Below are 22277 nucleotides of genomic sequence, written 5' to 3' on the forward strand. Positions count from 1 at the left end.
ATGGCTGCAAAAGACGTATTATTTGCTAGTGACGCACGTCAAAAAATGCTTAAAGGTGTGAACTTACTGGCAGACGCAGTAAAAGTCACGCTAGGTCCAAAAGGCCGCAATGTTGTATTAGACAAATCTTACGGTGCGCCAACCATCACCAAAGATGGTGTGTCTGTGGCGAAAGAAATCGAACTAAAAGATAAGTTCGAAAATATGGGCGCACAAATGGTGAAACAAGTGGCGTCCAAAGCGAATGATGAAGCGGGGGACGGCACCACCACTGCAACTGTGCTGGCGCAATCTTTCATCAATGAAGGTCTTAAAGCCGTTGCTTCCGGCATGAACCCAATGGACCTAAAGCGTGGTATCGATAAAGCAACCGAAGCCGCGGTTGAGAAGCTACGTGAACTGTCTAAACCATGCAGCGATAAAGAATCCATCATCCAAGTCGGCAGTATTTCAGCGAATAGCGACCGCGAGATTGGTGAAATCATTGCTGAAGCGATGGAAAAAGTTGGTCGCAATGGCGTGATTACGGTTGAAGAAGGCCAAGGTTTAGACAACGAATTGTCTGTGGTTGAAGGCATGCAATTTGACCGTGGCTACTTGTCGCCATACTTTATCACTAACCAAGAAAACGGCTGCGTAGAACTAGACAACCCATACATTCTGTTGGTGGATAAAAAAGTCAGCAGTATCCGTGAGCTGTTGCCAGTGCTAGAAGCGGTGGCGCAATCTTCTCGCTCACTATTGATCATTGCTGAAGACATCGAAGGCGAAGCGCTAGCGACATTGGTTGTAAACAACATGCGCGGTATTGTGCGAGCAACGGCGGTGAAAGCGCCAGGCTTTGGTGACAACCGCAAAGCGATGCTGGAAGACATTGCGGTCCTAACCGCAGGTACAGTCATTGCTGAAGAAATCGGGCTAGAGTTGGAAAAAACAACCCTAGAGCAACTAGGTAGCGCGAAGAAAGTCACCATCACCAAAGATACGACCACCATTGTAGGTGGTGCGGCGGAAGCCAATGCGATTGCTAACCGTGTGGCATCGATTGAAAAACAAATCGAAACCACGACATCTCAATACGATAAAGACAAGCTACAGCAACGTATTGCGAAGCTTTCTGGTGGTGTAGCGGTGATCAAGATCGGCGCTGCAACTGAAGTGGAAATGAAAGAGAAAAAAGACCGCGTAGACGATGCTCTACATGCAACTCGCGCCGCGGTTGAAGAAGGTATCGTTGCTGGTGGTGGTGTTGCCTTGACTAAGATCGCGAAAGAATTGGCAGATCTAAAAGGTGACAATGATGACCAAAATGTAGGTATTCGCGTAGCACTACGTGCAATGGAAGAGCCTCTTCGTCAGATCGCAACCAACGCCGGTGATGAAGCCTCCGTGGTCGCGAACGCTGTAAAAGCGGGTGATGCAGATTACGGTTACAACGCTGCAACAGGTGAATACGGCAATATGATCGAAATGGGTATCTTGGACCCTGCGAAAGTAACGCGTTCTGCGCTTCAATTCGCGGCGTCTGTGGCTGGTTTAATGATCACCACAGAGGCGATGATCACCAACCACGTAGAAGACAAAGAGCTTAATTTCTAGTCAGGAGGTTCGCTAGTGATTAAGTAAGCGTTAAGTAACGATAACCTTGAACAAGCTAAGCGGGCTCACCCGAGCCCGCTCATCGGTCATTGAGGTAAGTGTTATGATCCGTTTACCCGCGTTTTCTTTTTCGATATCCGAGTCTGGTGGTCGTGAGTCATCGACAAAGTGGCCTGCTGCTATTCGCTTCCCCCTCGTGCCAGCTGGGCCAGAGTTTTCAATCGAAAATGCTCTGCCTAAATGGCCGACAGTGACGATATTTACGATCGACCTGTCTCAATTATTAAAAACGCGTGCACGAGTGATTCATTAACAACAAAAACAGCCAACGTAATGTTGGCTGTTTTTTGTTTATGAGTGTCATGCCATCCGCTTTTAAATTCTCTGCCAGCGCTTTATTTATATAACGTAGTCCTTTGGATAGTTCAGGTACAGGAACTCGGTCATCGATGTTGGCTGGATAAGCTTGGCCGCTACAACATCACCAAGATGATTGGTGATGATATGAAATTTAAACCCATAGAACCAACCCTCTGTTCCTTTGCCCCATGAAACCATCTTCTTGAAGACGTTATGCTTAGGGATGCGCAGATTGTGACAGACTTTAATACTCGTAGAATCAATAAACTTAATGGTTGTCGGTTCTCTTTTGACATGAGTAAATAAAAAGCTGATCACAGAACCAGCTTTTAGTTCCTGTCTATTCTTATCCCGAATTCAGGATAACTTAGCTTGAAGAGGACTTCTCAAATGCAAGTTATTTCGGCGCTTTCATCGCTTCGGATTGATTACCTGTCATCACGAAGTGCAACTCACCACCCGGTTTTAATTCGGAATGCTCGAAGAAGAAAGCATTATCCAGTTCTTTGCCGTTGATGGTGACAGATTTAATATACATGTTGTCATCAGCGTTGTTTTCTGTGGTGATGGTGAACGCGCCACCTTTGACTGGAATTATCGCTTTGTCGAACAGTGGGCGACCCACAGTGTAAATAGGCTCTGCCGCGTTCACTTGGTAGAAGCCAAGTGCAGACATCACATACCACGCTGACATTGCGCCCACGTCTTCGTTACCAACTACGCCTTCTGGTGCAGCGAAATACATGTCATCAAGAATGTGGTCGACGACTTGTTGTGTCTTCCATGGTTCTGCAGTCCAGTTGAATAGATAAGGAATGTGGTGTGAAGGCTCGTTACCAAACGCAACTTGACCAATCAAACCAGACATATCCGGTGTTTCTGTCCCTTGGCTTTCTGCGGTGAAGGTTGCTTTTAGGTTTTTCTGGAATTCAGCATCGCCACCCATGATGGTTTTTAAGCCCGCGATGTCATGCGGTACAAACCAAGTCCACTGCCACGCGTTACCTTCGGTGTAGTTGCCTGTCTCGTGTTCTGTACCGTATGGGTCGAATGGTGTCATGAAGGTTTCATCAATCATCACTGGACGCATAAAGCCCGTTACGCCATGTTCAGCGTATTCTGTTGGGTTGTAATCGAAGTACTTTTTGTAGCCTTTCGAACGTTCAAGGTATTGCTCTTCCGCTTGAGTATCACCCGCTGCTTTGGCGATTTGCGCGATAGCCCAATCGTAGAACGCGTTTTCCAGACCGTAAGAAACAGACTCGACCGTGTAGTCTTGAAACACTGGTTCACCATCGACACGTTGGATGGCTGGCGTGAAGCCGTTTTTCTCAATGTAATCGATATGCTTGGTTAAGGTGCGATCCAATACGCCTTGATCCCAATCTGCTTGTAGTGCTGGGTAGTTCTCGTAAGTCGAAGAGTCGATCGCTGCTTTCAGCGCCAGCTCTTTCTCTTGCTGAGTAAACTCTTCTGGGAACTTGGTGATCGCATCCGCAATCACTGCTACCGCTGGGTAGCCAACCATGGTGCCTGTCTCGTCGCCTAGGTGCTCCCATTTCGGCAGCAAGCCGCTTTCAGTGTACTTCTGAACTAGATTCTTCGCGTATTGAACCGCGCGGGTTGGTTCAGTGATGGTTTTCAGTGGGTGTAATGCACGTTGGGTATCCCACAAGGAGTAAACCGAGAAGTTTGGCTGCTCTTCTGTCGCTTGACCGTAAGCGATGGAGTATTCCCTTTCGCCTTCACGAATCGAGCCTTTGCCCATGCCACGGAATCGACCGTCCACGTCTTGATGCACCATAGGCGCAATCTTGGTGTGGTAAAGCGCAGTGTAAAAGATCTCTTTTTGATCTTCTGTGCCCCCTTCGATGGAGAAGTTGAGTGCTTTTGCCCATTTCTCTCGGGCGTTGTTGCGTGCAGTATTAAAAGATACGTTGGCTTCAGCATCGTAGTTGTTTTCTGCACCTTGTGGGTCAACCGCAGACAACGCCACTTGCGCGTTCAACTCTTGTGAGGCTTCACCTTCAAATTCGATGTAGGCAGTGACGTCCGCTTTGACATGTTTAATTGGATTACCTCGGTCATCGTAAATCAATTCAGAAACATGCTCTGCCGTTAGGCCATTAACAGGCTTACCATTGGCAAGGATGTAGACGTCTTTGATCTTCTTATCGAAAGTCGCATAGAAGTAGATTTTTTGGTTTTTCGCCCAACCAGAGAAGTGCGCCGCATCGCGCTCGCCCGTGATGGTATGTCCGTCTTCACTCACCGTCAGTTTGTTACGCAGAGAGGTCGCACCCCAGTCACTGTTAAGGATGGAGTTAAGATCAATCTTCAAACGTTGTGGTTGACCTTGCGGGTAAGTGTAACGGTGGAAGCCGACACGTTCAGAAGCCGTAAGCTCAGCTTTGATGCCGCTCTCTGCAATTTTTACCGAGTAGTAACCTGCTTCTGCCACTTCTGAGGTTTTGTCCATCTTGACTGAAATCGCTTCGCGGTAGTCGTTGCTGTCTTTAATGTACTTAGCTTTATCTTCGGTAAACGGCAGGAACAGAATGTCACCTAAGCCGCCCATACCCGTGCCGGATAGGTGAGTGTGGGAGAAGCCAAATAGGGTCTTTTTATCGAAGTGGTAACCTGAAGAAGAGTGCCAGCCGATCAGCTCGGTATCTGGAGAAAGTTGCACCATGCCTTCTGGCACAACAGGACCTGGGAAGGTGTGTCCGTTAAAGCCTGTCCCAATGAATGGGTCGACGTATTTTAGGTTGGAAGTATCGACGCTTAGTGAGGTGTTATCGTCGCCTTCATTGCAGCCAGCCAAGCCAATAACACTTGCCATCACAGCGGTTGTGATAGCGGTTTTCTTAAAGTTCATCATCTTGATTCCTTAGGCAGGAAGCGCATCACTTCCTGCCAATGAGTTGATTTATCTGCTTATTCTCTAAACACGAATTACATAAAACGTTACTGAGCTTGAAGCGCTTCTTGCTTGTCCCCCGTCATGACGAAGTGAAGCTCGCCACCTGCTTTGATTTCGCTGTGTTTGAAGGTGAAGTTTGCATCCAGCGGTCTGCCGTTGATGGTTACGGACTTCACGTATTTGTTGTGTGGGCTATTGTTGTCTGCGATGACGTTGAACTCGCCGCCTTCCACTGGAATGGTGATTTCATCAAACATAGGGCGACCGATGGTGTACATCGGATCCGCAGGCGTCACTTGGTAGAAGCCCATTGCCGACATCAAGTACCAAGAGCTCATCTGACCTACGTCTTCGTTACCAATCAAACCGGTTGGCTCGCTGGTGTACATCTCTGACATGATGCGGTCTAGGTACTCTTGCGCTTTCCATGGCTCATCCGTTAGCGCGTATAGGTAAGGAATGTGGTGCGATGGCTCGTTACCGTGCATGTACTGACCGATGTAACCCGTTAGGTCTGGCAGCTCTTCACCTGTGTTTGAAGAACGTGCATTGAATAGCTCGTCCAAGTCTTCACGGAAGGCTTTTTCTGGCGTGGTGTCTTTACCTTGCGCCAAGTCTGCTTGGTAGATTTCTTGTTTCAGACGGCTGAAATCGTGCATTGGTTGGAACTTCCATTGCCACGCATTACCCTCTGTGTAGGCAAACTCGTCCACGTAGTAAGGGTCGAATGGTAGCAGTGGGCATTTCTCTTTCATCACGCCTGAGCCTTCTGGCCACTCAACCATTTCACACTCGTCCAAACGATCTTCATCAGCGGGTTGGTTGAACTCCAATGGCGGTTTGTTTGGTGATGAGCTGAGTGGGTGGTTTTTCGGACGTAAGAAGCCAGTCTCTGCATCCCAATGGTTAAGCCAGTTATCGGCACGAGTCATAAACTCTTCTTGCAGTTTTACATCGCCAGCCATGCGCGCGATTTCTGCCATTGCCCAGTCGCCGTATGCAAACTCAAGCGTGTAAGACGCACTGTTCCAGTAGCCGTGATGAACAAAACCGTTTTCTTCGTACACCTTCACTTGCACAACGTTTGCTGCGCCAATGTTGTTGTCTTCAGTCCAATCTGGGAATTCAGAAGCCTCGTGGTAACGCACGGTAAACTCAGCCGCTTCTTTGGCAAGTTGTGGGTCGATGTCTAACCCTTTTGCCATCGCGTCAGCAATGATAGAAACCGCAGGGAAGCCGATCATAGTGCCCGTGTAATGGCTGTGCAGTTCCCATTTCGGCAGAATGCCACCGTCTTCGTATTTACGAATCAGGTCGTTGGCAAACTCTTCGGCACGTTGTGGGTCGATGATGGTTTTCAGTGGATGCGCTGCGCGGAAGGTATCCCACATGGAGTACACAGAGTAGTTTGGTGTGTCACCTGCGTCTTTTTGAATGCGAGTACGCATCGCAGGGTATTGACCGTCGACATCTTGGAAAATCATTGGCGCGATAGATGCGTGGTAAAGCGCAGTGTAGAAGATCTCTTTCTGATCTTCCGTGCCGCCAGATACCATCATGCGGCTAAGCTCTTGGTGCCATGCGTCGTTGGCTTGAGCGCGCGCGGTATCAAATGACACGTCTTTCGCTTCTGCTTCTCGGTTTTTCTCAGCGCCTTCTGTCCCTGTCGGTGAAAGACCAACTTGGATTTCCAGCGGTGTTGATGACGGTGCGAACTCTAGGTAAGCAATGGTTTTCAGCGCATCGATGTTGTCGTTGTTTACATCGATTTCGGTTTCTGCGCCGTCAACCAAAGCAATGGCTTTGACGATAGGTTGGTTGAAGGTGGCGTAGAAGTACACGTGTTGGTTGTTCGCCCAGCCGTTCGAGCTACGTAAACCGCGGATGGTGTAAGCGTCGATGAATTCTAACCCCCCCTTCATGGTGCGGTTGTTGAAGTGACCTTTGTTGAGGGTGTGGTCTAGGTCGAATTTGATGTGTGGCGAGGTGCCTTCTTTGAAGGTGTAACGGTGGAAGCCAACACGTTGGGTCGTGGTTAGCTCGGCTTTGATTTCGCCTTTGTTCAGTTCAACCGCGTAGTAGCCCGCTCCTGCGGTTTCGTTGTCTTTATCGAACGTGTTGAAAACGGCGTTTTCTTTTTTGGTAAATGGCAGAACTAAGATGTCACCAAGGTCGGTAATGCCTGTACCAGAAAGATGAGTGTGGGAGAAGCCATATACTGGGATTTCAGTCAGCTTACCGTGGTCGAAGTAACCTGCGGCAGAGCCCCAGCCTTCCATTTCGGTATCAGGAGAAAGTTGTACCAAACCGTAAGGTACAACCGCGCCCGGGTAGGTGTGACCGTCTGCGCCCGTACCAATCAATGGATTGACGTGTTGGGTCAAAGTCGTGTCGAGGGATGGATTGCCAGAGTTGCTGTTGTCGTCATCGCTGTTACACCCAGTAAGACCAAGCATGGCAGCGAGAATAGCGGTAGAGATAAGGATTCTTTTTAGTTTCATTTTTATGGTTCCACTGAAGTGAAGTTTTTTAGGGGGCTAGGTGCCCCCTTTCGTTATTTGGATAGGTATCGGTTACTGCACTTTCATCGCTTCAGATTTGTCTGAAGTCATAACGAAATGCAGCTCACCACCGTCTTTCAAATCGCTGTGCGCGAAGCTGAAGTTGTCACTCAATTGTTTGCCGTTGATGGTCACCGACTTCACGTAGATGCTCTCTTGGCTGTTGTTTTCTGAGGTGATGGTGAATTTACCGTCCGCGACTGGAATCACGGCTTTGTCGAACAGAGGACGACCGATGGTGTAGCTTGCTTCGCCCGGTGTGACTTGGTAGAAGCCCAATGCAGACATCACGTACCACGCCGACATCTGACCGACGTCTTCGTTGCCAATCAGACCTTCATGCGTTGGGTGGTAGAACTCGTTCATCGCTTGGTCGACGATTTCTTGTGTCTTCCAAGGTTCTGCCGTCCAGTTGTATAGGTAAGGCACGTGGTGATCAGGCTCGTTACCCATCACGAACTGACCAATGTAGCCAGACATATCGTGTGATTGACTGGTATCAGCGTTGGGGTCGGCATTAAACAGAGCGTTCAGGTTGGCTAGGAATGCCGTTTTTCCTTGTTCGGTAACGTCTTCAGGAAGTGAGAAGTCAGTACGGTCGATGTGTTCACCGCCCATCACATTAGCAAGACCGTTCAAGTTGTGCGGTGCAAACCATGTCCATTGCCATGTGTTGCCTTCGGTGAAGTCTTCACCTCGGTGCTCGGCGCGGTAAGGCCAGAACACGTCACTTTCGTTGAGTGCTTTGCGGTCTTTACATGCGTTGTAATCCATACCACCTGGGATAGACAACGCCATGTTCTCGTCCAAACAGTCTGCTTTCAGGTTGTTTGCCCAAACCTTTCTGCCACTGTTCATGTAAGCCGGACGCATAAATCCCGTTGCACCCAATGCGTTGCCTTTGGTGTCTTGCAACTTGCCGTATTGTTCTGGGTTGTAATCGAAGTAGTTTTTGAACGATTCAGAACGTGCCATGTAGCGGTCGTACTGCTGGTCGTTGCCCGCAAGTTTGGCAATTTGGGCGATACACCAGTCGTAGTAAGCATTCTCAAGACCGTAAGAAACCGACTCGTTGACTAACTCGTCGTATTTGTCGATTTTCAAACCTTCTACGTAACCCGGTTTGTCACCTGAACCTGGTGACCATTTGATGTTAGCTGGGATGAAACCAACATCTTCTTGGTAGTAGTTGTGACGCGTCATGACCGTGAAGCGCTTGTCGCCGCTCCAAGCGTTTTGGTAAGGTACCCAGCTTTCGATTTTATTTAGATTGAAATTCACTGTGTCATCGGCGGCTTTTAATGCCAAATCAAATTCCGCTATCGTGAACGCTTCTGGATGTTTAACCATGATGTCAGCAATCACCGAAACTGCTGGGTGACCGACCATTTCGCCGGTGTAATCCGAGTGCAGTTCCCATTTTGGCAGCACGCCGCCCGTTTGGTATTTGTTCAATAGATCGCGTGTGTGTTCAATCGCACGGTCTTTATCGATGATAGTTTTCAGCGGGTGTGCGGCGCGGAAGGTATCCCACATTGAGTACACCGAGTAATTCACTAAGCCATCTTCCGCTTGGTGCACTTTGCCATCCATTCCGCGGTATTTGCCATCCACATCTTGGTATAGGAATGGGGCAACAAACGTACGGTAGAGCGAGGTATAGAACATGGTTTTGTCGGCTTTGTTGCCACCTTCCAGTTCAAACTCGCCAAGGATGTTTTCCCAAGCCACTCGGTTTTGTTGTACGACGTTATCGAAATCCCAGCCGTTGGTGTCCGCTTCTAGGTTTTTCAGTGCGCCGTCAACGCCAGTACCAGAAACCGCCACTTTGACCACCAATGGCTCGTCGCTCTTACCAAAGTTCAGATGGGTCAGGACATCGTTTGCGCGCTTTGCCAAACGTTCTGGGTTAGGCTCTGGTTCGTCCGGCATTGGCTTATGCTCAGCGTAGCCGCGGTAATCTTCCAAGCCGACTTCGGTGGCATCGGTTGGAGTCAGTTTGCTTTCAGAAGCCAGCTTGGTGTACAGGGTCTCTTCAATGATTGGTTCAGAGAATTCTGCCGCGAAGAAGACGGTTTGCCATTGACCCCATTCGTTTGAGGTGCGCGCGCCTACGACAGTGGTGTCGTTAACGCGTTTGTAGTAAATGCTGCGAGAGTGGTTGCCGTATTGCTCCAACAGTTCGTGTTGAAGATCGATGCGCACTTTGCGGTCTTCACCCGGTTTGAAGGTGTAACGTTGGAAGGCCACGCGGTCGGTTGCCGACAGTTCAGCTTTTACGCCGGTTTCTACAAGGTCAACCGAGTAGTAACCAACTTCTGCCACTTCCGAGCTTTTATCCATGGTCACGGCGTCAGTATTAAAGCCTGTATATGGCAAGAAGGCGAAGTCGTTTAGGTCGCCTTTACCTGCGCCAGAAATGTGGGTCATTGAGAAGCCAGAAAGCAGGCTGTGCACTGGATCGTATTCAACAGGCGAGCCTTTGCCATTCCAACCGTTTGGATCGAAGTTATCTGGTGAAGGTTGAATCATACCTTCTGGCATGACTGGAGATGGGTTAACGTTGCCAAGACCTTTAGTACCGATCAAGGTATCAACGAACTCCAAAGTTGGGGTAGAGATAACCGGAGTTTCTGGATCAGAGTCGCTGCCACAACCAGCAAGACCAAGCATGGCGGTTAACACTGCGGTAGAGAGTAGGGTTCTTTTTAGTTTCATTGTTTTTATTCCACGAGAAAAGGGGGACACGAGGTCCCCTCAAAATCATTATTCGCCTAGGTTGGCTTGCATTGCTTCAGACTTATCAGCCGTCATCACGAAGTGCAGTTCGCCGCCTGCTTTGAATTCGTGGTACTGGAAGGTGTTGTACACGTCCAGAGGCTTACCGTTGATGGTCACTTCTTTGATGTAGATGTTGTCTGGACCGTTGTTCTCAGCCGTTACCGTGAAGGCGCCAGAGCCAATGTCTACCGTCGCTTTGTCGAAGATTGGACGACCGATGCTGTAGGTTGGATCGGTTGGCGAGATTTGGTAGAAGCCCAGTGCCGACATCAAGTACCACGCCGACATTTGACCGACGTCTTCGTTGCCGATGATGCCGTCTGGCGTCGGTTTGTAGAACTTATCGTAAACTTGGTCTAGGTATTCCTGCGCCTTGTAAGACTCTTCAGTACGGTTATACAAGTAGATTACGTGGTGCGAAGGCTCGTTACCGTGAATGTACTGACCGATGTAGCCTGTCATGTCTTGATGCACTTCACCGCCGTTTGGATCGGCGGTAAATAGGTTGTTCAGCTTGTCATTCAGACCTTGAGTGCCGCCCATGATTTCAGTCAGCTTGTCCAAGTCTTGCATGAATGCCCATTGCCACTGCCACGCGTTACCTTCGGTGTAGTAGAAAGCGTCAGACTTGTATGGGTCGAAGTCAGTTGAAGCGTATTTCAGCGCACATGGGGCGCCTTCTTTGAGTTCCGTCGGTACGAAGAAGCCTGTGCCGTCTGCGTTACCTGCTTCTGCATCCCAGTGTTTTAGAGAGTTGTAAGAACGTGCTTTGAACTCTTCATACGCGTCCATATCACCAGCGGCTTTCGCCATTTCAGCAATTGTCCAATCGTAGAATGAGAATTCCAACGAGTACGACACTGAGTTCCAGTTCGGGTAACGAACACACTGTTCCTTCTCGTGGTAGTTCAACTGACCTGCCATGAGTGAGCTTAGGATGTCGTCATGAATTTGTGGGTACTCATACGGTGTGTAACGCGCTGATTTCACCGATGCGGTGTACGCTTGTTCGGCGTCAATCAAGCCTTTACTTACCGCATCGCCAAGAATTGCCGCCGAAGGGTAGCCGATCATAGTCCCCGTTTCTGAGCCGTGACCTTCCCATTTTGGTAATAGACCAAACTCGTCGTTAGATTTACGAATCAGGTCTTTGACGTAAAGCGTGGCTTGATCTGGGTCGATGATAGTCCACATTGGGTGAACCGCGCGGAACGTATCCCACGTTGAGTAGATAGAGTAGTTTGGTGTGTCGCCGTCTTTCAGTGTACGTATAGTGCCAAGCATATCCACGTATTGACCATCCACATCGTAGAACTCAATTGGCGCGATCATCATGTGGTACATGCCCGTGTAGAAATTGGTTTTCTCTGCGTCTGTGCCGCCTTCTACTTTGATTTTCGCTAGCTTCTCAGCCCACGCGTATTCTGCGTCTTCTTTTACTTTTGCTAGGTCAAAACTTGGCGCTTCCGCTTCTAAGTTTTTCTGTGCGCCTTGCCAGTTAACAGGAGAGATACCCACACGGATTTCAATTGGCTCTTCACCTGCGCCGAAGTTTAGGTAAGCGGTCAGGTCATCGCCTGAGTAAACTGCACCATTACGCATTTCGCGCGTTGGCTCTAGGTCTTGTTCACCCAAAAGTGCTTTCGCGATGGGTTGGTTGAGTTTCGCGTAGAAGAAGATGTCTTGACCTTGGTGATCTTGCCCTTGGAACCAACCTGTTGATGTTTTACGACCGCGAATGGTGTATTCATCCACCACTTCTACTTTGTTCTTCAAAGATTTGCCGTTGTTGTTCATTAGGGTATGACCCAAATCGAACTTCACGTTGCGGTCCGCGCCGTCAGCAAAGGTGTATTTGTGCAAACCAACGCGTTTGGTTGCGCTCAGCTCCACTTCAATTTGACCTTGGTTAAGCTTGGTTTTGTAGTAGCCCGCGCTTGCTTCTTCATTGGCTTTATCGAAGGAGTTCAGTTGTGTGTTCGCCATGTCTGCGTATGGCAGAACCAAGACGTCGCCTAAGTCCGTTGCGCCTGTACCAGAAAGGTGAGTATGAGAGAAACCATACAACGGGACGTCTGTATGCATCACTTCGCCTGTTTCGTAGTTAGATGGATCCCAGTAGCCAGAAGCCGAGTGCCAAGGGTTAAGACCGGATTCGTGGTCTGTGCTCGATCCGATGAAGGTATCTGGAGAAAGTTGAACCATACCTGCTGGTATCGTCGCGCCCGGAAAAGTGTGACCAGAAGCTGCTGTGCCGATCATAGGATCGACGTATTTCAACACCGCGAGATCAACAATTGGATCGCCCGGCAGTGAAGAGGAAGAATCGTTGTCGTTGTTACAACCAGCAAGGCCACCAGTCAAACCAACCAAGATAGCCAAAGAGATAAGATTACGTTTAAACATGTGCATACCGATTTTTGTTATTGCTTGTAGGGATGCCGGGGGTGTGCTTCCCCCCGACTGAGAGGTAAATATTGGGATTAACGAGAACCTGTTGGCATTTCGTTTTCGTGCAAGAACTCACCGATACCTTGTGCTGGTGGAAGGTCTTGATCTAGAGAGCCCCAACGTTGATTTGGTTTGTCGCCCATCACGAACTCCAACTCACCGCCGTACATGATTTCATCATGAGTCAAGTAAGTGCGGTTGAAGTCTTTACCGTTGTAGCGAGCTGATTGAATGAAGATGTTTTCGCGGCTAACGTTCTTCGCGGTAACCGTGAACTTCTGGTTGTTGCCGACATCGATAGATGCGCTTTCAAACAGCGGAGTACCGATTTCGTAGATGCCAGAAGAGGCGTTTACTGGGTAGAAGCCAAGCGCACGGAACACGAACCACGCAGAGAGCGTACCGAAGTCGTCGTTACCACAAATGCCGTCAGCGGTGTTCTTGTAGCAAATATTGGTTGCTGCTGCGATTGCCGACTGACCTTTCCATGGTTGACCAACGTAGTTGTATAAGTACGGAACGTGAATATCTGGTTCATTACCTTGAACGTGCTGACCAACGTTACCGGTGTTGAACACTGGGAATTGGTTGTCGCCGGCATTGCGGTCTGGGTAGGTTGACCAGTATTCATCTAAGCGTGCTGCGAATAAGTCACCGCGCTCTGCTTCTGGGTTTTGTGTCTTGTTGAAGCGCGTCATCAAGTCAATTAAACCATGAATATCGTGCTGAACACTGAACGAGTATTGCCAGCCGTTTGATTCTGAGAACGACCAATTAAACATGTCTGGTCGCCAGTCTTTACCTACTGTACGACCAGTGATTGGATCTACCCAATCAGCATCAATGAACCTGCCATCGTAGTCACGCGCTTTGAACCAACCTTGGTATTGTTTGCCGCCAAAGTCGAATTGCGCTTGCCAGTTCTTAGAGCGGTTAGCGAACTCGGTGTAGCGTGGGTCTTGCTCACCAAATACTTCTTTAATCGATTGTGCGATTGCCCAGTCATTCATTGAGTATTCAAGTGAGTAAGATGCCGTCCAAGCATCTTTGAATGGTGAGTGACTGCCGTAAGAATCTGGCGGAGTGTCGTGCAATTGCGCTGGCACGTAACCTTGTTCTTCGTATTCTTTAATCCACGCAACGCCTTCACTGGTTGCCGCGCGTGCGTCAGTGATCATGGCTTCAACCAGACGCTCTTTCACGTCTTTGCGTTCAGCTTTGGTAAAGCCGAGGTCGATCATGCGTTTTTCTAGCGAGCCTTTCGACAACACATCGTGAATCACAGGCGTTGAGTGCATGCCCATCATCATGCCCGTTTCGTTGCCTTTGAATGTCCACTCAGGTAGGCGACCTTTGCGCACGTTGTCTTTGTCATCCACCCATTCTTCTTCTGCGTAAGACAGCATAGACAGCACCACGTCTGCGAGACGATCAGGCTCAAGAATCGAAGACAGCGGTTGAACCGCACGGTAGGTATCCCACAGTGAGAAGGTGTCGTAGCGCGTGAAGTCTGCTTTGCCATCTTTGTTGGCATCGGCGGTGCGGATCGACTCTTTCAGCGTATCGACCTTATCGCCCCAAGGCGTGTTGCCATCTGGGTAAGCGTTGCGACCTTGGTGAACTTGGCGGTAGCGACCATCTAAGTCAGAATGGATTGTTTGACCTAGGTACGAGTGATACATTGCAGTGTAGAACGTCTGCTTGTACTCTTCGTCGCCCGAGACTTGGATCTTGCCGAGTTCGTCTTCCCACTGTTTGGTTGCGTCTTCGCGTACTTGGTCGAAGTTCATACCCGCAACTTCCGTCATGTTGAGAGAAGCACCTGATTTGCCATTCTCGCCGATCTCAACGTTTGATAGCGCCAATTTCGCTTCAACTGTTAAGCCGTCTTTTGAGGTGTCGAACTCAACGTAAGCACGCGCGTATTGGTACTTGCCGCGTGTTTCGTTACCGATTTCCGTAATGCTTTCTGGCACGTTCATGTAACGACCTTGCTCTTTATCGTAGTAAGCAAAACGAACGTTTTTGATTGGTTGGTCGAATTCCATCACGAAGAATTCTTTTTGGCTTGGTGCCCAACCATCTGAGAAACGGTGACCTTCTAAACGATTGCTTTCTTTGTCCCATTTTAAGTAAGAATCTGAGGTGTAATCCCAGTTAATTTTGAAGCCAGTGTTAACAATGATTTCTGACTTCTTATCACGAGGAAAGGTGTAACGATGCACGCCAACGCGATCTGAAGCGGTTAGCTCAGCTTTGATGTCGTAATCCAATAAGTCAACTTTGTAATAGCCCGCCGTGGCTTGCTCATCACGATGTTGGAAGCGAGAGGCTTCTAGGTTTAGCGTCGCAGAACCTTCGTCGATCATGTAATCAGAGCGTGAGTTGATTGGCATGACAAGAATGTCGTTCAAGTCGCCCGCACCAGCTCCGGAAAGGTGAGTATGAGAGAAACCAGAGGTACGTGTATCATGGTAGTAGTAGCCTGAAATGTATTCCCAGCCGTTAGAACCGTTGTTTGGCGAAAGCTGCACCATGCCGTGTGGTGTGGTTGCACCAGGGTAAGTATTACCTAGGTTACCTGTGCCGATGAAAGGGTTCACATAGCGCGTTACGTCCATATCTGAGAAATCGAGAGGAATGTGGACGCCCATGTTGATTTCGGGGTTTTCTGGATTTGGCTTGTCATTACAGTCGCCATCGCCAATGGGAGGACATACTGGTTTGTCGCCTTCTGGAATTTCAGGAAGGGCTGGGTTGTTCTCGTCATCCGCTTCATAAATATTGGTGGTTTCATCGTTACAGCCAGTCAGACTAACTAGGCTGCTTAGGACTGCGCAAGCAAATAAGGAAGGTTTGAGTTTCATTTTTATAGCCTTGTAAGTTGTAGGTTTAGGTAGTTGCCAAAATAGAGGTATTACTAAAACTTAAAAAACTGGAAACAGAGCCCTCCGGGGGAAGGGCTCTTAGGGGGAGGAGCTTAAGGTTTAAGCTTGGATAAGTTCAGAGGCTTTCTTCATTGCCTCTTTAGTCGAACATTCGATCACTTGAGCGTTGGCAAAACGGTGGGCATCTTTTACCTGGATGTCGTGAGCTAGTATAACCAGCTTGGCATTTGCTACGTCTAGGGCACTAATGCGGTTCTGGATGCCGTTTTGACCTTGGGTCTCTACTTTGATTTTGATACCAGCCGCGGCGCCAGCTTTCTCTAGTGCTTTTGCTGCCATAAAGGTGTGTGCTACGCCTGATGGGCAACAGGTTACTGCAACGATGTCATACTCGCCTTCGCCTGCCGTTGGCACCGCTTGAACTTGTGCAGAGGCTGCTTCTACCATTTCATCTTCAGTTTCTTCAGCAATTGGTTTCCAGAGGCCAACGATAAGCGCGGTGGTTAAAGAGCCGAGCGCGATGCCCACAACGTACATTGGAATGTTGCTTGATACTGGTGCAGTGATTAGACCGCCCCATGGTGCATGCAGTAGGACGTCGGTTAGAAAACCAAACACACAGCCCACGATACCACCGGCAACGATTGAAGGAAGCACGCGCATTGGGTCGTTTGCTGCGAATGGAATTGCACCTTCAGAGATACCGATAGAGCCCATAATGGCTGCTGCTTTTCCCGCTTCCTGCTCTTGTTGAGTGAACTTCTTCTTAAAGAGGAAAGTGGCGAGCGCCATACCTAGAGGAGGTGTACAGATTGCGATACCAACACCACCCATTAACCATGGTTGAGTATCCACTTGAGTTTGAGCAAATAGCGTTGCTACTTTGTTGATTGGGCCACCCATATCGAAGGCCGTCATACCACCTAGAATTGTACCTAACACCATTTTAGATGCGCCCGCCATCGAGGCGAGGAACTCGTTCATTGATGCCATAAAGAGCTTGATTGGCTCACCGATCCCCCACAAAACGATACCCGCAGAGACGATAGTACCCACAAGAGGATAGATAAAGTACGCCCCCAGTGCGGTCATATTGGCAGAAAGAGGAATCTTTTTAAGTTGTAGAACCACACCACCCGCGATGAAGCCCGCAACGATACAGCCTAGGAAGCCGCCGCCCATATCCGCCATAATGGCAGAAGAGATCATCGCTGGCGCTAAAGCAGGTTTGTCTGCAATGGAATAACCGATGAAGCCACCAAGAATAATTGGGAAGAGTACTAAACCTTTAATCCCGATGGTTGAAATGTCGGCGAGTAAGCCGTCAGCAGGTACTGCACCTTTCCCTGAAGCCATTACCGCCAGTGCGAGTAGAACGCCACCAGCAACGATAAATGGCAGCATGTGAGAAGTACCATATAAAAGATGGCCTTTTATGGTGCTGAGTGTTTTTTTATAGTCGCTATTATTAGCTTGAGCTGTGATTGTACTCATAATTTCACGCCTTATGAATTAATTAAAATATTTAGTATTTGATGTTCATCTTTTGCATTTTTTATATCTTCAATAAATTCTTCGCTAAATTTTCCGAATAATTCTTGAAGAACGTAAATATGGTGATCAGCGCCATTGTCTGGTGAAGCAATCATGAAGAATACGGTTGGCTTGATGCCTTCTTCGTCGTCATAATCGATACCTTCGTGTTTTACGCCAACAGCGATGGCTGGCTTTATCACTGCTTTGCTTTTTGAGTGAGGGTATGCGATGCCGTCCATTGAAGTGATGCTCAATGCTTCACGCGCTTCGATGTCGGTTAAGAAAACCTCTTTGCTATTGATTCGATAACTTTCGAATAGCATCTGTGCCAGTTCTTCAAATACCGCTTTTTTATTATTTGCTTGAAGGCAACCTTTAATTAAATTGACGTTGGTTAGCTCTGTAATCATTGTTGACTCTGATAACTGAAGTAATGCTTTAAATTTAATTAATGTTATTGTTTTCGGAAATAGTAAAAAAAATACAATAGCTATATTTTTGTATCACCCAAGATTAAATGTGATAGCCGTCATTAATAATGCTTAATATTATTAACTTTGTTGTGTGACGTATATTCCAGTTATTTTGTAATGAGTAGTGAAGATAAAATATAAATGAGAGAAGAAACCTATGGTGTATATAACGCATCACACTCGATATATGACCACCCACTCGGGTGCTAGATTTCGTATCACACAGCTTCAGCCACCATTTTAATGAACTCAGGCGAACATTCAGGGCCCATTTACCGTGAGTTCTGGGTTGATTTTAGAGTTGGCATTACGACGAAATGAAAACTTTTGTTCCCCTTGATGCACGGACTTGAGTCAGGTTTGAAATAAATGCCAAGGGGAGGTTGAGAGGAAGGGTCGCATAGGGAGAGAGATTATGATTTATTTTTATACTTATGCAATAAATCCAATGGGATATGACAATAGTCATTTGGGAAGCGTGTCAGTCTGTCTTGATGTTCGTGAGCGCTTGGAACATAATTTCTCAGCGGCAAGACTTCCACCACGATCTTATCGGCGTCTTCTCTTGCGGCAATAAAAGCTGTCGTGATGCTCAGGTGCTGATCATTTTGGCTGTAGATACCAGTGCGGTATTTCTCGCCAACGTCGTTGCCTTGTTGGTTGAGGCTGTATGGATCGATGATCTCAAAGAAATAGCCCATTAAAGTTTCAATCGAGACTTGCTCTGAGTCAAATTGAACTCGGACGCATTCTGCGTAGCCATCGTATTCGGTTTGAGTCGAATTGGTTGTGCCATTCGCCCGTCCCGCTTCAGTGCTGAGTACGCCAGGGAGGTTACGCATAAACTCTTGCACTCCCCATAGGCAACCGCCAGCAAAGTATATTTGTTCCATCATTTTCATCTCATTTAAAGTTTGACGCATTATCTACTGGCTGTGCTAGCTCGCACGTTAGCTAAGCGTGGTGGCGTCACCATTATCACTGAAAAACGACGTAATATTGTCCTAACGCATTCCAGAAAATTTGGCCAAATTTACCCATCTTCTATTGGCAACACCAACGAAATGTCGGTGTGATTAACCGATAAGGCCGCTCCAAAATCGACCTAGAATCGCTTAAAAAGCTGGGCGTGACGTAGTGTTAGGGGAGTACTCGTTTTTTAACTCAACGGCTTTCAGACCATACTGCGAATTCATTCCCACTTGGCTCGGCGAAGTGGAATCGACAGCCGCCCGGAAATTCAAAAATCGGACGGATAATTTGTCCGCCAAACTGCTCCACTTTCGCCAATGTGGCCTGAATATCGGCACTATAAAAGGCGAGCAAAGCACCACCATTGGCGGTTTGATTAACAAATTCCGATTGAAAGAATCCACCATCCAACCCTTGTCCAGAAAATGCGGTGTACCCTGGGCCGTAATCGATAAACTCCCAAGCAAACGCACGCTCAAAAAATTGTTTGGTTGCGAGTATGTTTGTGGAACCAAATTCAACGTAATTTAATTTTTCATGTTGATGCATGGTGAAATCCTTATCCGTTCATTTCATGTCATTAAGCAAACTTTTCAACGATGATGTCATCGGCTTTATCGACAAAAACTGCGCCTTTTTCTTTTAAATCAGCAAGCACACTATCAACACCATCTGCTAACACCGCACGAGTTGCCGCGAGATTGACCACAACGTTATACCCCAACGCTAACGCTTGTAGAACGGATGTCTTGACACAAAAATCGAGCGCGAGTCCGCCGACGACTAAGGTATCGATGCCGTTGCATGTTAGGAATTCATGCGCACCAGTGGTTTTGGTATCGGCAATGTCATGAAAGAAAATACCATAAGGGTGCGCATCGGGATCCATGCCTTTGTTAACTTGAAAATCATAGTCCAATACTGGTGGTAAACCATCTAACAGTTCTGAACCTGTCGTGCCAAGCACACAATGGTGGTTCCATTTTATGTCCACATTCGGTAGGTCGACGGGCTCAAGCATGTTGGCTGGCGTTTCTGCATCCCACTTGGCTTTCGGAGGATGTAGATCACGGCTGACGAGCTTAAGACGGCCCTTCGCGTGATTATTTAAAAGCTCAGGAACAATCTCTAATGCACCTGCCACAGGTAATTCATTTGGGCAGAGTTCACTAAAGCCTTTCTCAGGATCAACGTCGATCACGGCCGTCGTTTGAAAGTTAACTCGAACAGTCATGGCAGACTCCTTGTCTGTCTGGTTATCTGCGTTTAGCCACGCAAACAGTTTTGAAAGAAGGTGACTTCGTCGCTGGTGAGTGTATACACCATGGCGGGCTTACCACCTTTTCCCTTGTTGGTTGAAGCGACTTTGTTGGTCGGTTGCAACACCCCTGAATCAATCAAGCGCCGCTTAATGGTCATACGGCTGATATCGATACCAAACTCCTGATATGCAGAGATGATGTCTGCGACCAAAAACTCTTTGTCTAATGCAAATAAAAGCACCGATGTGTATTCAATTGATGCTCGAAGTTTCTGCCATGCTCTTTCAATGGTTTTTTGATGGTCAAACGCTAAGGTTTCTTGACCATTGAGAATCGCTTGCAGAGGGAACCACTTTAGCTGACATTCTGGCACACCCGCGTTATTGATTTGCTCGACGTTGTTGCGATCAACCAAAGCGTAGTGAGTAATGTTTAAGCTCCAATCTTCTGGATCTCGCTTAGGATCACCGTCAATAAATGCTTCACTGAAGTGGCGAGGATAGGTGTGGATTTTTTCGCGGCAAATTCGGCGACGGGCCGCTTCAAAATTTTCATCGGCTGGGCGTCCGCCTTCACGGGTTAGGTCTTTATCAAAGACAAATCCTCCCGGTAGTGCCCAGACACCATGGTATGGCCGATTTGGATTTGAACGTTTAATCAACAACACTTCCAATCCCTTATTGGCACAGCCAGATAACCTGAATGGAATAATGTCGACAGTTACGATCATGGTTGGGTCCTAATATTGATTTGTAAGTAATCTAGCGCATAACTAGTAGCCAATCAATGGTAAGTAACGAGCTGTTATATACATTATCATTAATTATGCGATCTAGTGATGGGTATAAAAGTTCCGCCAGTGGTGACTTATGCACAAGGCATGATGAATATTTGAACGGAAAAACCTTATATAAATGAATGGTTAGTAACAAAGTTTGACAAACGTAAGTTGGGTGTTTATTGTTTACGCAATTTAGTTAGTAACAAAAAGTTATATACCCAAGGGCGTGTAGAAGGGCACCTAATGACCACCAAACTATTTTCTTCTCGCATCATTCAAAGCGCTTTGGACTTTGATGTCTACAAAGTCAATATGATGAGTGCCGCCGCCGCGCTGTATCCTGATGCGATGGTGTCATATAAATTTATTGTACGTAGTGCCGAAGACTTGTCTGAATTGCTACCAGAGGTAAAAGCAGAAGTACTCAAACTCGCAGATGTTCGCTTTACCCAAGAAGAGATTGAGTACATCAAGCGTGTCGCGCCTTATCTCAATCCAAGTTTTGTCGACGCCTTACGCCATTTCCGTTTTAATCCTCAAAGTGATGTTTCTTTCCATAATAAAATCATGCCCGATGGCACCAGCCAATTGCGTATCACCATTCATGGTTTGTGGAGAGAGACAATTTTGTACGAAACCATCATCATGAGCATTGTGTCTGAAGTTCGCAGCCGTCAACGTTGGTCTGCGATCCCGTTCGAGCAATTTCAAACCGTGCTGGAAGACAAAGTTCGTTACCTGAAATCAGAGCTTAAACGGCGTAATATTACCAACTTTCGGTTTTCTGATATGTCGACACGGCGTCGTTTCTCTTTTCTAGCTCAGCGAACGATGTTGGAGTATTTATGCAAAGAAGTGCCGGAATGCTTAACGGGAACGAGTAACTATCACTTAGCACGCAAGTTGGATCTGACCCCAATCGGTACCGTGGCGCATGAATGGTTTATGGGACATCAAGCCCTCGTCAATGTGCGAGATTCGCAAAAAGTGGCATTGCAACGCTGGCAACAAATGTTTAATGGCGCGCTGGGTATTGCGCTTACCGACACGATTGGTATTGATGCGTTTCTCAAAGATTTTGATGAAGAGCTCAGTAACGCTTATCTTGGCGTGCGTCATGATAGCGGATGCCCTTACCGCTGGGGCGAGAAAATGATCGCACATTACCAGTCACTCAATATCGAACCATTGACGAAAACACTCGTATTTACTGACGGACTCAACTTTGAAGAAGCGTTAGATATTTGTGAGTATTTTCAAGGACGTATTCAAGTCAGCTTTGGTATTGGTACTTTTCTTGCCAACGACATGGGAGATTATGTCAACGACAAGGGGGAAGCTTATCAGCCGCTCTCTATTGTGATCAAAATGGTGACGTGCAATGGTTCACCGGTCGCTAAAATCAGTGATGAGCCTGAGAAAGCAATGTGTGAAGATATCTTCTTTTTGATGAATTTAAAGCGCCGTTTTGAACAACCACTTGATTTAAATGAGTGCCGCAAACTGATTGATCGCCTAGAAACGGAAGGCCAAGACTACCTCATCGACGCATGAGCGTACATTCCCACGCCTTGATAACCACCCTCTATCGTTACGATAAATTTATATAGCTAAACGTAGAGGGTGATTTGGTTATAGTAACACTAGGGTCTGTTTATCTATGTCTATCTGTTTTTTTATGACTTTGGGC

15 protein-coding genes and 1 pseudogene are annotated in these 22277 nt (G+C 47.5%); 4 read left to right on the forward strand and 12 right to left on the reverse strand.

The window, feature by feature from the left end; all coding sequences use genetic code 11:
* Positions 1-1599 (forward strand): chaperonin GroEL, encoded by a 1599-nt coding sequence (gene groL, locus ATG66_RS01115; RefSeq protein ID WP_098413577.1) that lies wholly within the window; start codon positions 1-3, stop codon positions 1597-1599.
* A gap of 103 nt (positions 1600-1702) precedes the next feature.
* Positions 1703-1912, forward strand: coding sequence for a hypothetical protein (locus ATG66_RS01120; protein WP_098413578.1), 210 nt, complete (start codon positions 1703-1705; stop codon positions 1910-1912).
* Positions 1913-1998: 86 nt separating this feature from the next.
* Here the strand turns inward: ATG66_RS01120 and ATG66_RS21150 are convergent, their stop codons facing one another.
* From ATG66_RS21150 to ATG66_RS01165, 9 genes are all read right to left on the reverse strand, one after another.
* A complete protein-coding gene (locus tag ATG66_RS21150) occupies positions 1999-2277 on the reverse strand; it encodes a transposase (RefSeq protein ID WP_179885559.1) in 279 nt (92 codons plus the stop codon).
* A gap of 79 nt (positions 2278-2356) precedes the next feature.
* On the reverse strand, positions 2357-4837 hold the full coding sequence (locus tag ATG66_RS01130) for a GH92 family glycosyl hydrolase (RefSeq protein WP_098414483.1): 2481 nt from the start codon (positions 4835-4837) through the stop codon (positions 2357-2359).
* An 89-nt stretch (positions 4838-4926) separates the two neighbouring features.
* Positions 4927-7383, reverse strand: a complete 2457-nt coding sequence (locus tag ATG66_RS01135) for a GH92 family glycosyl hydrolase (RefSeq protein ID WP_098413580.1) — start codon at positions 7381-7383, stop codon at positions 4927-4929.
* Between the two features lie 72 nt (positions 7384-7455).
* The gene (locus tag ATG66_RS01140) at positions 7456-10161 is read right to left on the reverse strand and encodes a GH92 family glycosyl hydrolase (protein ID WP_098413581.1); all 2706 of its coding nucleotides are present in this window, start codon (positions 10159-10161) and stop codon (positions 7456-7458) included.
* 48 nt (positions 10162-10209) lie between these two features.
* Complete coding sequence (locus ATG66_RS01145; RefSeq protein ID WP_098413582.1) at positions 10210-12630, reverse strand: GH92 family glycosyl hydrolase; 2421 nt, start codon at positions 12628-12630, stop codon at positions 10210-10212.
* A 77-nt stretch (positions 12631-12707) separates the two neighbouring features.
* On the reverse strand, positions 12708-15542 hold the full coding sequence (locus tag ATG66_RS01150) for a GH92 family glycosyl hydrolase (protein WP_098413583.1): 2835 nt from the start codon (positions 15540-15542) through the stop codon (positions 12708-12710).
* Between the two features lie 120 nt (positions 15543-15662).
* A complete protein-coding gene (locus tag ATG66_RS01155; RefSeq protein ID WP_098413584.1) occupies positions 15663-17057 on the reverse strand; it encodes a fructose-specific PTS transporter subunit EIIC in 1395 nt (464 codons plus the stop codon).
* An 11-nt stretch (positions 17058-17068) separates the two neighbouring features.
* Entirely contained in the window at positions 17069-17509 is a 441-nt protein-coding gene (locus tag ATG66_RS01160) for a PTS sugar transporter subunit IIA (protein WP_098413585.1), read from the reverse strand.
* 476 nt (positions 17510-17985) lie between these two features.
* Positions 17986-18465, reverse strand: coding sequence for a peptide-methionine (S)-S-oxide reductase (locus ATG66_RS01165; RefSeq protein ID WP_179885603.1), 480 nt, complete (start codon positions 18463-18465; stop codon positions 17986-17988).
* A gap of 78 nt (positions 18466-18543) precedes the next feature.
* Here ATG66_RS01165 and ATG66_RS21140 point away from each other — a divergent pair.
* Positions 18544-18645 (forward strand): annotated as a pseudogene (locus ATG66_RS21140) (DNA-binding transcriptional regulator YciT); the annotation flags it as partial.
* 91 nt (positions 18646-18736) lie between these two features.
* Here the strand turns inward: ATG66_RS21140 and ATG66_RS01175 are convergent.
* From ATG66_RS01175 to ATG66_RS01185, 3 genes are read right to left on the reverse strand one after another with little or no spacing between them, the layout of a single operon-like run.
* Positions 18737-19093 (reverse strand): VOC family protein, encoded by a 357-nt coding sequence (locus ATG66_RS01175; RefSeq protein WP_098413587.1) that lies wholly within the window; start codon positions 19091-19093, stop codon positions 18737-18739.
* A 31-nt stretch (positions 19094-19124) separates the two neighbouring features.
* Positions 19125-19778, reverse strand: a complete 654-nt coding sequence (locus ATG66_RS01180) for an isochorismatase family protein (RefSeq protein WP_098413588.1) — start codon at positions 19776-19778, stop codon at positions 19125-19127.
* Positions 19779-19810: 32 nt separating this feature from the next.
* Positions 19811-20536 (reverse strand): NUDIX domain-containing protein, encoded by a 726-nt coding sequence (locus tag ATG66_RS01185; protein WP_098413589.1) that lies wholly within the window; start codon positions 20534-20536, stop codon positions 19811-19813.
* A gap of 294 nt (positions 20537-20830) precedes the next feature.
* Here ATG66_RS01185 and pncB point away from each other — a divergent pair, with 294 nt between their 5' ends.
* The gene (gene pncB, locus ATG66_RS01190) at positions 20831-22141 is read left to right on the forward strand and encodes a nicotinate phosphoribosyltransferase (RefSeq protein WP_098413590.1); all 1311 of its coding nucleotides are present in this window, start codon (positions 20831-20833) and stop codon (positions 22139-22141) included.
* Positions 22142-22277 lie beyond the last annotated feature (136 nt).

The sequence above is a fragment of the Vibrio sp. ES.051 genome, assembly GCF_002563795.1.
Lineage (GTDB): Bacteria > Pseudomonadota > Gammaproteobacteria > Enterobacterales > Vibrionaceae > Vibrio.